This is a genomic window from Streptomyces sp. RKAG337, assembly GCF_023701715.1.
Lineage (GTDB): Bacteria > Actinomycetota > Actinomycetes > Streptomycetales > Streptomycetaceae > Actinacidiphila.
Window position 1 is genome coordinate 3,216,474 of sequence record NZ_JAJOZA010000001.1, and the last position, 12,032, is coordinate 3,228,505.

Below are 12,032 nucleotides of genomic sequence, written 5' to 3' on the forward strand. Positions count from 1 at the left end.
CCGCACCTCCCGACGGCCTCCGGATCGCACGCCGATCCGGAGGCCGTCGGCGTTCGTCCGGCGGTCACTTCCCGAGAGCCGCCACCCCGGCCCGCGCGAACTGCTCGTCCAGGTCACCGCTGGGCGCCCCGGCGACCCCGATGGCCGCGATCGGCGCACCGCCGTCGGTGACGGGAGCGGCGCCGGCCAGGAAGAGGGTGCCGGGGATGTCCTTGAGGTTCGGGGCCTGGGCCAGCCGCTTGGCCAGCTCCGAGGTGGGGGCGTTCCAGGAGACCGCGGTGTACGCCTTGCGCTCGGCGGACTCGTAGGACTGCGGGCCCGCGCCGTCGCCGCGCAGGGTGACGACGGTGTTCCCGTCGCGGTCGACGACCGCGACGGTGACGTGCTGACCGGCCTTCTCCGCGGCGTCGAGCGCTGCCTGCGCGCCCTTGGCGGCGGCGTCGATCGTCAGATGCGCCGTCCGGACGGTCTGCGACGGCCGGACGTCGGCGGCCTTCGCGGCGGGCGCCGGGGCGGCGGACGCCGACACGCTGCCGAAGACGCCGGCGCCGAGAGCGGCGGCGGCGAGGGACCCGGCCAGAACACGAGCGGAAATCTTCACGGTCACTCCTCATCGGGGGAACTCGGACCCGTTCAGGCCCGCCCTCCGATCCTCATCCCGGCCAGGGCCGCCGAGGGTCGGCGAGCCGGCCCCTCCCCGAGGGCATGATGGATGACGGGGCCGTCAACCGATCGGATGATGCGGGGCCGGCGGGGCCGGGCGATAAAGGGAGACGGGGGCAGGAGCGGCCGACGACGAGGAGATCCACGTGAGCACCACCCCGCGACCGGCGGCGGCGACCGCCGACCCCGATGCGGGCTGGCTCACCCTCGTCATGCACTCCGCGTTCGTCCTGCTGCTGGGCGCCTCGCTGACCCGCTTCGTGGTGCACCATCCGGGCGCCGCCAGGGTGCCGTGGGTGATCGGTCTGAGCGTCGCGCTCGCCGTCCTGTACGCGCTCGGTCCGGCCGCCGGACGGGCCGGGTCCTCGGCCCACCGCCTGTGGCTGGCGGCCGTCGTCGTCGCCTGGGTGGTGATCGTGCTGCTGGCGCCGAGCTTCGCCTGGTGTGCGATCCCGCTCTTCTACACCGGGCTGCGGACCCTGCCGGCACGTGCCGCGATCATCCTCGTGGCCGCCCTCACCGTCCTGGTCGTCATCTCCCAGCTGCGGCTGGCCGACGGCTTCGACCCCAACCTCCTCCTGCTGCCGCCCGCCGTCGCGGGCCTCGCCACCGCCGTCTTCCTGCACATGCAGCGGCAGGCCACCCGTCAGCACGCGCTCATCGACGACCTCGTCAGGACCCAGCGGGAGCTCGCGGCGACCGAGCGGCGCGCGGGCGCGCTGGCCGAGCGGCAGCGGCTGGCGATGGAGATCCACGACAGCCTGGCGCAGGGCCTGTCCAGCCAGCAGATGCTGCTGCAGGCCGCCGCCCGCACCTGGGACACCGACCCGGCGACCGCCAGGACGCACGTCACCACCGCGACGTCGATCGTCGCCCGCAACCTCGCCGAGGCCCGCGCCTTCGTGCACGACCTCGCGCCCGCCGACCTCGCCGACGGCGGCACCCTGCACGACGCGCTGCGGGCGCTGGCCGAACGCGAGTCGGCGGAGAGCGGCCTGCCGGTCCGCTTCCACCTGGACGGAAGCCCTGGCGGGACGGCCTCGGCGGGCTCAGGCGGGACGGGCTCAGGCGGGACGGGCTTGGGCGGGACAGGCTCGGGCGGGCTGCCGGCCGCCGCGCAGGCCGCGCTGATGCGGATCGCGCAGGGCGCGCTGGCCAATGTGCGCGAGCACGCCGGCGCCTCGGCCGCCGTGATCACCCTGTCGTACCTCGGCGACCAGGCCGTCCTGGACATCGCGGACGACGGCCGCGGCTTCGACCCCGCCGACCGCGCGGGCCCCACCTCCGGCACCGCCGCCGAAGGGGCGGGCCGCGGCCACGGCCTGCCGGCGATGCGCGCCCGGCTCCGCCAGTTCGGCGGCACCCTGACCGTCGAGAGCGGCGCGGGCGAAGGCACCGTCGTCACCGCCACGATCCCCCTGGAGCACCAGTGACCGCCGCCGCCCTGCCGGAACCCACCCCCGCGCCCGCCCCCGTGCGGCTGCTGGTCTGCGACGACCACGCCGTCGTACGCGCCGGGCTCCTCGCGCTGCTCGCCAGCGCGGGCGACATCGAGGTGATCGGCGAGGCCGGGACGGGCGAGGAGGCGGTCGTCATGGCCGCCCGGCTGCGCCCGCAGGTCGTGCTGATGGATCTCCAGCTGGGGGCCGGGATCGACGGCGTCGAGGCCACCCGGCGGATCACCTCGGCCGTCGAGGCGCCCGACGCGGCCCCGCACGTCCTGGTGCTGACCACGTACGACACCGACGCCGACATCACCCGCGCCATCGAGGCCGGGGCGACCGGCTATCTGCTGAAGGCGGAGCGCCCCGAGGAGCTGTTCGCCGCGATCCACGCGGCGGCCCAGGGCCGCACCACGCTCTCGCCGCCGGTCGCCAGCCGCGTCATGGCCCGGATGCGCGCCCCGCGCCCGAACCTCACGGAACGCGAGCTGGACATCCTCGCCCAGCTCGCGCAGGGCCTGGGCAACCGCGACATCGCCCGCGCGCTGTTCATCAGCGAGGCGACCGTCAAGACGCACCTGGGCCGGATCTACGACAAGCTCGGCGTCGACACCCGGGCCGGAGCGGTGTCCGTGGCCAAGGAGCAGCGGTTGCTGCGCTGACCCGGAGCGGGCGGCGGCTGCTGCGCCGACCCGGACCGGGCCGCGCCCACGGGTCATTCCGCCGCGTCATTCCGCGGTCGTACCGCGTGCGACGATCGACAGTGTGATCGACCTCGGCTACGCCCTCTCCCGCCGCTTTCCCGACCCCCCGCAGACGGACTACCGCACCGCGACCGTCCACTCCCTGCGTCACGACCTGTTCTGCGGCGATGTGTACCTCGCGAAGGGCGAGCGCGAACTGTCCACAGCCTGGGGATGGGTCCCGGTGCTCGACTTCGCGTGGGCGATGTGCGACATCGTCGAACGGCTGGACCAGGACCCGCGCGGCAGCCGCGCCTCCCGCTCGCAGTACGCAGAGTTCGACTTCACCGAGTCCACGGACCGGCTCCGCTTCGCGCGGCGCTTCGGCTACGTGGACGTCGTCGCCGACTGGGCCGAGGACGAGCCGCCGCTGTCGCTGCACCACACGACGTTCCGCCGCGAGGCACGCGATTTCCTGCACGACCTGATCGCGGATCTGACCGACATGCACGACGGCCTCGGCGACAACCCGGCGATCTGGGACCTGCGGGCCCGCTTCCCGCGCGTGTGACCCATTCGGGTCAACCCCGGGTGCGCCGGCTCTGACCAGGGCTTCTCCTTGAGTCATGGAAAACTACCCGATGCTCGACCTCTTCTGGACGATGCTTCTGCTGTTCTTCTGGGTGCTCTGGTTCTTCCTGCTGTTCCGGATCATCGGCGACCTGTTCCGCGACCGCGAGCTCGGCGGATGGGCCAAGGCGGGCTGGATGATCCTGGTCATCGTGCTGCCGTTCGTCGGCGTGCTGGTCTACGTCATCGTGCGCGGCAAGGGCATGAGCCAGCGCGACGTCAAGCAGGCGGAGGCCCAGCAGACGGCCTTCAAGCAGTACGTGCGCGAGGCGGCGGGTCCTTCGGACGACAGCGTGGACCAGCTCCACAAGCTGTCCGAGCTGAAGAGCCGCGGCGACCTCACCGAGGAGGAGTACGCCCAGGCCAAGCAGAAGCTCCTGGCCAGGTCGTCGTAACGCGGTACGGCAGACCTCCGGGCCTCCCGGCTTCCGCCGGATCTCCGGCCTTGACTTGAACCTAGGTTCAAGTCGAAGGATGAGCGGTGCGGCGCCATCAGGCGCCCGCACCGCCCGAAGATCCGGAGAAACGCCATGCGCGCCGCCCGTCTGCACGCCTTCGGCCCCGCCGAGAACCTGACGTACGAGGAGACGGCGACCCCGGTGCCGGGTCCCGGGCAGGTGCGGATCGCCGTCCGCGCGGCGGGGGTCCACGTGATCGACACCGTCTTCCGCCAGGGCGACCCGAAGAGCCCGTACCCGCTGCCCGAGCTGCCGACGATCCCCGGCCGCGAGGTCGCCGGCACGGTCGACGCACTCGGCGAGGGCGCCGACGCCCGCTGGCTCGGCCGCCGCGTCGCGGCCCACCTCGGCATGGTGCCCGGCGGCTACGCCGAGACCGCGGTCACCGACACCGGCAAGCTGCACGAGCTGCCGGAGAACGTCGACTTCGCCGAGGGCATCGCCATGATCGGCACCGGCCGCACCACGCTCGGCATCCTGCGGTTCGCGGACCTGACCGACCAGGACGTGGTGATCGTCACCGCCGCGGCAGGCGGTATCGGCACCCTCCTCGTCCAGTACGCCAGGAACCTCGGCGCGACCGTCGTCGGAGCGGCGGGCGGCCCGGCCAAGGCCGAACGGGTCCGCGGCCTGGGCGCGGACGTGGCCGTCGACTACAACGCCCCCGGCTGGACCGACCAGGTGCGTACCGCCCTCGGCGGCCGGTCCGCGACCGTCGTCCTCGACGCCGTCAGCGGCCCGCTCGGCCGCGCCGCCGTCGACCTGCTCGGCAAGGGCGGCAGGCACCTCGTCTACGGCTGGTCCGCCGGCGGTCCGCTGGACCTCGGCGAGGAGGAGCTGGCCACCCGCGGGATCACCTCGCGGACCGTGATCGGCCCGGCGATGATGAAGGCGATCGGCGGCCCCGAGGGCCTGCGCGCCCTGGAGGAGGCGGCCCTCGCGGAGGCCGCGGCCGGCCGCCTCGTACCGGCGGTGCAGCGCTTCCCGCTGGCGGAGGCCGCCGCGGCGCACCGGGCGCTGGAGACGCGCGCCACGATGGGCAAGGTCGTGCTGGTCCCGTAGCCGCCGCATCCTTCGCCGCCGCACCCTGGGCCGCAGGTCCCGCGCGCTCCCCGGTGCTCCCCGGTGCTCCCCGGGCGGGGCCCTGCCGGGGGAGCACCGGGGAACTCCATGGGGTCCCCGGGGAGTTCCCTGGGCGAGATCGAAAGCCAATGCGTCGAGGAGACACCACCATGGCCCTGTGGAACCGCTTCAAGGAGTCCGCGCAGACCATGCAGACCCAGCTCACCGCCAAGAAGAACGACCTCAAGAGCGGGGCGTTCCGCGACGCGAGCATGGCGATGTGCGCGCTGGTCGCCGCCGCCGACGGTCAGATCGACCCGTCCGAGCGGCAGCGCGTGGCGTCGCTGATCGCGGGCAACGACGTGCTGCAGAACTTCCCGGCCGAGGACCTGCAGCGCCGGTTCGACGCCTACCTCGGCAAGCTGACCGCCGACTTCGACTTCGGCAAGGTCGGGATCCTGCAGGAGATCGGCAAGGTCCAGAAGAAGCCGACCGAGGCCCGCGCCGTCATCCAGATCGGCATCGTCATCGGCGGCGCCGACGGTGACTTCGACAAGACCGAGCAGGGTGTCGTCCGCGAGGCGTGCTTCGCGGTGGGCATCGACCCCAAGGAGTTCGACCTCTAGGAGCCCCCGGGCGCCAGAGCCTCCGGGACCTCGGGGTCCTCCGGAGTCTCCGGGGCCGCCAGGACCCCGGGTCCTCCGGGTCCTCCCGGTCCTCCAGGCGTCAGGTCGGATTCCAGCCGGCCACGCGGACCGTCAGGCCGCCGCCGGGATTCGCGGCGGCGGTGGCCACGGCGCCGTGCGCGCGGGCGATCGAGGCGACGATGGACAGCCCGAGTCCCGCCCCCTCCCCCGGCCGGTGGCGCCGGGCCTGCATCCGGCGGAAGGGCTCGAAGAGCTCGGGCACCGCCGCGGCCGGCACCTCGGGGCCGGTGTTGGTGACCTCCAGGCCTTCCTCGCCGACCGTGACCCGCACCTGCCCGCCCGGGTGGTTGTAGCGGATCGCGTTGCTCACCAGGTTGTGCACCAGATGCCCGAGCAGCACGGCCTCGCCCTGCACGGTCAGCGGCCGCAGTTCGGTCCCGACGGTGACCCCGTGCTCACTCGCCTGGTCCGCGAGCGCCTTCGCCACGCTCGCCGCGGTCGCGTCGAGCGCGATCGGCCCGACCCGCTCCAGCCCCTGGTCGCTGGCCGAGAGCAGCAGCAGTCCGTCGATCAGCTTCTCGCTGTCATCGGCGACGTCGATGAGTTTGCCGCGCAGGCGCGCGAGCCGTTCCGGATCCAGGTCCGGGTCCGCCAGCCCGATCTCGGCCGCGGCACGCTGCACGGCCAGCGGCGTCCGCAGCTCATGGGCGGCGTTGGCGACGAACCGCTGCTGGGCGGAGACCAGCTGCTCTATCCGGTCGAGCATGGTGTCGAACGTGTCGGCGAGCTGCTTCAGCTCGCCGGGCGGCGCCTTCAGCTTGATGCGCTCGTGCAGGTTCTCCCCGGACAGCCGGCGGGCGGTGGACGTGATGACGCCCACCGGGCGCAGCACCCGTCCCGCCATCCACCAGGCCAGCGCCACCGACAGCACGGCGAAGACGGCGAGCGAGACGAGGGAGACGGTCAGCAGTTTGCTGAGGGCCGCGCTCTCCGCCGCCGTCGTGATCATCTTCGTCGCCGCGTGCACGTTGGCGGGATCGAACGTCACCCCCGGCATCGGCACCGCCGGCTGAGCCTCGGCGAACTGCCTGGTCGGCAGGGCGTACGGGGCGCGCACACCGTTGCTGGGGACGGCCGTGGTGACGGCGAGGCTGATGGTGGAGTAGAGCCCGCTGCGCACCAGCGAGTACACCAGGGCGATCAGCACGCCGCCGGCCAGCACCAGCAGCCCGCCGTACAGACTCGTCAGCCGGGCACGTTCACTGCTCAGCCGCCACAGCCGCAACCGGAGCCGGCTCATGACCGCTCCCCGGAGGCGGTGTTCGGGTTCTGGTCCCCGGAGGCGGGGCTCGGGTTCTGGTCCAGGGAGGCGGGGCTCGGGTGCCGGTCCGGGGAGGCGGGACCCGGGTCATGGCCCCCGGAGGCGGAGTTCGGGTTCTGCTCCCCGGGAACGTCGGCGATCCGGTAGCCGACGCCCGGCACCGTCTCCACCACCTGCGGCTCGCCCAGCTTGGTGCGCAGCTTGCTGAGCGTCACCCGGACCGCGTTCGTCCGGTAACTGGTGTCCTCCTCCCACACCTGCTCGATCAGGTCCTCGCCGCTGACGACCGCGCCGTCCGCGCGCATCAGTACCTCCAGCACCGCGAACTCCTTCCGGGACAGGCTCAGATACCGGCCGTCGCGGCTCGCCTGGCGGCGCGCGCCGTCCATGACGAGGCCGGCGCGTTCGATCACCGGGGGCAGCGCGGGGTGTACACGGCGGCCCAGCGCCAGGACCCGGGCGAGCAACTCGTCGTAGGCGAACGGCTTGGTGAGGTAGTCGTCGGCGCCCAGGCCGAGGCCCGCCACCCGGTCGCGGACGGTGCCCGCGGCGGTGAGCATCAGCACCCGGGTGAGCAGCCGCTGCTCCACCACCCGGCGGCAGACCTCGTCGCCGTGCACCCCGGGCAGATCGCGGTCCAGGACGAGCACGTCGTAGGCGCCGAACCGGAGTTTCCGCAGCCCTTCCGCGCCGTCCGACGCCACGTCCACCGCGATGGCGTCACGGCGCAGCCCGTCGGCCACCATTTCGGCCAGGAATTCCTCGTCCTCCACCAGCAGAACACGCATGTGCCCCTGTTTACCCGATGGGGACCTTTCGGCGTTGTAAAGGACCTCGCTTAGAGAAACGAGAGCTCTGCGGCTGTCAATCTCTTCCCGTCACTATCCGGAACCGTCGCAAAGTGAGAATCCCATGAGAAATCGTCACCGCGTTTCCGCCGGCGCCGCGGCACTGGCCGCTCTCGCCCTGTTCGCCTCCGCCTGTGCTGGCTCCGATTCGGACTCCGACGCGAAGGGATCGCCCGGGAAGAGCTCGGCCGACACCGCCGCCGACAAGGCGCTCAAGTTCCGCAAGTGCCTGCGGGACAACGGCATGGACGTGCAGGAACCCAAGCCGGGCGAGGACCCGCGGGGCATGACGATCGGCAGCAACGGCAGCGAGGCGTCCATGAAGAAGGCGATGGACGCCTGCAAGCAGTTCAGCGCGAATCCGTCGGGAGAGATATCCCAGGCGGACAAGGACAAGGCGCTCAAGTTCGCCCAGTGCATGCGTAAGAACGGTGTCGACATGCCCGATCCGAACTATGGCGGCGGTGGCGGGATGCAGAAGGCCATGCCGATGCCGCAGGGCGCGGAGAAGGAGAAGTTCGACAAGGCCAACAAGCTCTGCTCCGTCGACTGACGACCGGCGGAACCGACGCCATGCGCAAGAACACGCACGGAACGCACGGAACGCACCCGACGCACGGAACACAGAGCACGCCGCAGAGCACGCAGGGGACGGACGGGAATACGTCGATGAAGCGCAAGAGAATCGTTCTGGCCGCCGTGGCGGTGGTCGTGGTCGTCGCCGGGGGCGGCGTGGCGGTCACCGCGCTGGCCGCCCCCGACAAGGGGGTGACCCAGCAGAACTCCGGTCTCCCGCCGGCGACCGCCCCGATCGCGCGCGGCGATCTCAGCGACAGCACCCAGAAGCAGGGCACGCTCGGGTACTCCAAGGAGCGCAAGATCAACGCGGGTGCCATGGGCACCATCACCTGGGTCGCCGGCGCCGGCTCCTCCGTCGCCCGCGACGGCAGGCTGTACGAGGTCGACGGCAAGCCCGTACGGCTGATGTACGGCACGACCCCCATGTACCGGACGCTGAAGACCGGCGACAAGGGCGACGACGTCCGGCAGTTGAAGGAGAACCTGCGCGCCCTCGGCTTCGGCTCCGGTCTGGCCGACGACGACAAGTTCACCGCCGGCACCGCCGATGCCGTGAAGCGCTGGCAGAAGGACCACGACCTGCCGAAGACCGGCACGACCGGCCCCGACCAGATCGCCTTCTCCGCCGGCCCGGTACGGATCAAGTCGGCGGACTCCACCGTCGGCGACCAGGCCGGTCCCGGCAAACCGGTGCTGACCACGACCAGTTCCGAGCGGATCGTCGAGTTCAAGCTGGAGGTCGCCGACGGTCAGCTGGCGCGGACCGGCACCAGGGTCACCGTCGACCTGCCGGGCGGCGGGACCGCGCAGGGCAAGGTCTCCTCCATCGGCAAGACCGTCGAGGAGGGCGAGGACCCGCAGGACAAGACACCCAAGATCTCCGTCACGGTCACCTTCGACGACCCGTCCAAGGTCGGCGGCCTCGACAAGTCCCCGGTGACGGTGAACCTGACCGGGCAGACCCACAAGGGCGTCCTGTCCGTACCCGTCAACGCCCTGCTGGCGCTGCCCAGCGGCGGCTTCGGCGTCCAGGTCGTGGAGAACGGCAAGGCGCGCGACGTCGCCGTCGAGCTCGGCATGTTCGGGCAGGGGCGGGTCGAGGTCAGCGGCGGCGGGCTGCGCGAGGGCATGAAGGTCGGGGTGCCGTCGCTGTGAGTCCCACCCGTACCGCTCCGAACACCGTCGTGGAACTCGTCGGCGTCGGGAAGGAGTACCCGGGCGGCGTCGCGGCGCTGCGCGGCGTGGACCTGACGATCGACGACGGTGAACTGCTCGCCATCGTCGGCCCGTCCGGCTCCGGCAAGTCCACCCTGCTGCACATCGTCGGCACCCTCGACCGGCCGTCCTCCGGCTCGGTCGCCATCGCGGGCCACGACGTCGCCGCGCTCTCCGACCGCAGGCTCTCCGCGCTGCGCGCCCAGCACGTCGGCTTCGTCTTCCAGGCGTTCCATCTCGTGCCCGGCATCAGCGCCCAGGACAACGTGGCCGAGGGGCTGCTCTACTCGGGGCTGCCGCGCGCCGAACGCCGCCGCCGGGCCGCCGCCGCACTGGAGCGCGTCGGCCTCGCGGACCGGATGGACCACAAGCCGCACCAGCTGTCCGGCGGGCAGAAGCAGCGCGTCGCCATCGCGCGCGCCGTCGTCGGTGAACCCGATCTGCTGCTCGCCGACGAGCCCACCGGCGCCCTGGACTCCGCCTCGGGCGAGGCGGTCATGGAGCTGCTGCACGACCTCAACAAGGAAGGCGCGACCATCGCCGTGATCACCCACGACAGCGAGATCGCCGACCGGCTGCCCCGCCAGGTGCGGATCCGCGACGGCCGGGTGGTGGCGGACACCAGGCAGACCCCTACGAGTGGCGGGACGGGCAACCCACCCGACTCCGCGCCCGGCACCGGGACCGACGCCGGAGCGGTCGCCGTATGAGGCGCACCGCACTCTCCCCCGCCCGGCTCAGCGCCCGCGATGTGTTCCACGTCGGATCCGCCGGGCTGCGCGGCCGCCCGCTGCGCGTCGTCCTGTCCGCCCTGGGCATCGCCCTCGGCATCGCGACGATGATCGCGGTGGTCGGCATCTCGTCCTCCAGCAAGGCCCAACTCATGCGGGAGCTCGACCGGTTGGGCACCAACATGCTCGTCGTGACCCCTGGCGACGCGCTGTTCACCGGCCAGGACGCCCGGCTGCCGAAGGAGGCCCCCGGCATGATCGGCCGGATCCCGGGCGTCGAGCAGGTGGGTGCCACCGGCGACATCAAGCAGTCGGTGCGCCGTTCCGAGAAGATCCCCGAGGGCGACACCGGCGGCATCGCCGTCAAGGCGACCACGGAAGAGCTGCTGAAGACCCTGCGCGGCTCGGTGCGCAGCGGCAGCTGGCTCAACAAGGCCACCGGCAGGTACCCGTCCGTCGTGCTCGGCAGCGTCGCCGCCGACCGCCTCGGCATCACCGCCCCCGGGCAGCAGGTGTTCATCGGCGGCCGGTACTTCACCGTCACCGGCATCCTCGACCCGCTGCCGCTCGCCCCCGAGATCGAACGGTCCGCCCTCGTCGGGTGGGACGCGGCAGAACGGCTGCTGGGCTTCGACGGCCATCCCACGTCCGTCTACGAACGGTCCACCGATGCCGCGGTCGCCGCCGTACGCGACCTGGTCCCGCGCACCGCCAACCCGCAGAACCCGCAGGTCGTGAAGGTCACCGATCCTTCGGCGGCGCTGCAGGCGAAGGCCGCCACGGACGGCGCGTTCACCAATCTGCTGCTCGGTCTCGGCGGGGTCGCCCTGCTGGTCGGCGGCGTCGGGGTCGCCAACACCATGATCATCTCGGTGCTGGAACGCCGTTACGAGATCGGCCTGCGCCGCTCCCTGGGCGCGACCAGGGGCCAGATCCGCATCCAGTTCGTCACCGAGTCCCTCATGCTCTCCGGGCTCGGCGGCCTCGCGGGCATCGCCCTCGGCTCGCTCGCCACCTTCGTCTACGCCACCACCGGCGGACTGCCGTGGGTGGTGCCGCCGTGGGCCGTCAGCGGCGGCTTCGGCGCCACGCTCATCATCGGCACCGTCGCCGGCCTCTATCCGGCGGTCCGCGCGGCCCGCCTGTCGCCGACCCTGGCCCTGCACGCCGCGTAGGACCTGTCCGGCCGAGCCCGTACGCCTCCCGTACGCCTCCCGTGGAACCTCACCGGAAGGAAGCCCCCGTGCCCCTCATACCCCCGGATCACCCGAGCCCCGCCTTCGCCGTCCACATCCGCACCGGCACCCGCGGCACCGCGCCCATCGTCGAACTCCACGGCGAGATCGACCTCATGGCCGCGCCGTACATCAGCAGACGGCTGGACGGACTCGCCCGCGGGGAACACGGGGGCGGGGGCGGGGCCGTCCACCCTCCCGACCTCGTCATCGACGTCACCGGCGTCACGTTCATGGACTGCCGTGGGCTATCGGCACTCGTCCGCGCCCACAACCTCATCAGCGCACGGCACGGCCGGCTGCACCTCACCGGCGTCCGCCCGCACCTCCGCAAGCTCCTGCACCTCACGGGCCTGGACCGGACCTTCGCCGTCCAGGACGCTCGCGTCGGCCGCGTATCAGCGCCCTGTCGGTGACGCGGGCCACAGTGGGGTCGTTGCCCGGATCCGCCAGGGCCACCAAGACCTGACGGATCCGGGCGGCGCCGGCCAGGACCCCGGAACGCCCCAGGAGGACCG

The 12,032-nt window shown here is 72.5% G+C and carries 13 protein-coding genes and 1 pseudogene; 11 read left to right on the top strand and 3 right to left on the bottom strand.

The annotated features are described in order from the left end of the window. Positions 1–64: 64 nt before the first annotated feature. Positions 65–601, bottom strand: a complete 537-nt coding sequence (locus LNW73_RS14095) for a GlcG/HbpS family heme-binding protein (protein WP_250990129.1) — start codon at positions 599–601, stop codon at positions 65–67. A 274-nt stretch (positions 602–875) separates the two neighbouring features. Between LNW73_RS14095 and LNW73_RS14100 the strand changes: the two genes are divergently transcribed. The 6 genes from LNW73_RS14100 (at position 876) to LNW73_RS14125 (ending at position 5,564) form a co-directional block, all read left to right on the top strand. Next, positions 876–2,096 carry a sensor histidine kinase gene (locus LNW73_RS14100; protein WP_250992912.1) on the top strand — a complete coding sequence of 407 codons (1,221 nt, stop codon included), beginning with the start codon at positions 876–878 and terminating at the stop codon, positions 2,094–2,096. 11 nt (positions 2,097–2,107) lie between these two features. Further along, the gene (locus LNW73_RS14105; protein ID WP_250980268.1) at positions 2,108–2,767 is read left to right on the top strand and encodes a response regulator; all 660 of its coding nucleotides are present in this window, start codon (positions 2,108–2,110) and stop codon (positions 2,765–2,767) included. 103 nt (positions 2,768–2,870) lie between these two features. Next, positions 2,871–3,359, top strand: a complete 489-nt coding sequence (locus LNW73_RS14110) for a hypothetical protein (protein WP_138354102.1) — start codon at positions 2,871–2,873, stop codon at positions 3,357–3,359. 55 nt (positions 3,360–3,414) lie between these two features. Beyond that, on the top strand, positions 3,415–3,813 hold the full coding sequence (locus LNW73_RS14115; protein ID WP_250990130.1) for an SHOCT domain-containing protein: 399 nt from the start codon (positions 3,415–3,417) through the stop codon (positions 3,811–3,813). 135 nt (positions 3,814–3,948) lie between these two features. Then, the gene (locus LNW73_RS14120; RefSeq protein WP_250990131.1) at positions 3,949–4,938 is read left to right on the top strand and encodes a zinc-binding dehydrogenase; all 990 of its coding nucleotides are present in this window, start codon (positions 3,949–3,951) and stop codon (positions 4,936–4,938) included. 170 nt (positions 4,939–5,108) lie between these two features. Beyond that, positions 5,109–5,564, top strand: coding sequence for a tellurite resistance TerB family protein (locus tag LNW73_RS14125; protein WP_250977088.1), 456 nt, complete (start codon positions 5,109–5,111; stop codon positions 5,562–5,564). Between the two features lie 100 nt (positions 5,565–5,664). On the opposite strand, the gene LNW73_RS14130 is transcribed toward LNW73_RS14125, so the two are convergent. After that, positions 5,665–6,885: a sensor histidine kinase gene (locus LNW73_RS14130; RefSeq protein ID WP_250990132.1), complete on the bottom strand. Its 1,221-nt coding sequence runs from the start codon at positions 6,883–6,885 to the stop codon at positions 5,665–5,667. 146 nt (positions 6,886–7,031) lie between these two features. Then, positions 7,032–7,694: pseudogene (locus LNW73_RS14135) on the bottom strand (response regulator transcription factor); the annotation flags it as partial. Between the two features lie 124 nt (positions 7,695–7,818). On the opposite strand from LNW73_RS14135, the gene LNW73_RS14140 reads away from it, so the two are divergent. The 5 genes from LNW73_RS14140 to LNW73_RS14160 all read left to right on the top strand — a co-directional run bounded on the left by LNW73_RS14140 (position 7,819) and on the right by LNW73_RS14160 (position 11,930). Next, on the top strand, positions 7,819–8,307 hold the full coding sequence (locus LNW73_RS14140) for a hypothetical protein (RefSeq protein WP_250990133.1): 489 nt from the start codon (positions 7,819–7,821) through the stop codon (positions 8,305–8,307). A gap of 116 nt (positions 8,308–8,423) precedes the next feature. Continuing rightward, entirely contained in the window at positions 8,424–9,488 is a 1,065-nt protein-coding gene (locus LNW73_RS14145; protein WP_250990134.1) for a peptidoglycan-binding protein, read from the top strand. Beyond that, a complete protein-coding gene (locus LNW73_RS14150; RefSeq protein WP_250990135.1) occupies positions 9,485–10,258 on the top strand; it encodes an ABC transporter ATP-binding protein in 774 nt (257 codons plus the stop codon). The genes LNW73_RS14145 and LNW73_RS14150 overlap by 4 nt, the downstream gene beginning before the upstream one ends. Beyond that, positions 10,255–11,454, top strand: coding sequence for an ABC transporter permease (locus LNW73_RS14155; protein WP_250977082.1), 1,200 nt, complete (start codon positions 10,255–10,257; stop codon positions 11,452–11,454). Before LNW73_RS14150 ends, LNW73_RS14155 begins: the two co-directional genes overlap by 4 nt. Positions 11,455–11,522: 68 nt before the next feature. Then, positions 11,523–11,930 carry an STAS domain-containing protein gene (locus LNW73_RS14160; protein WP_250990136.1) on the top strand — a complete coding sequence of 136 codons (408 nt, stop codon included), beginning with the start codon at positions 11,523–11,525 and terminating at the stop codon, positions 11,928–11,930. Positions 11,931–12,032 lie beyond the last annotated feature (102 nt).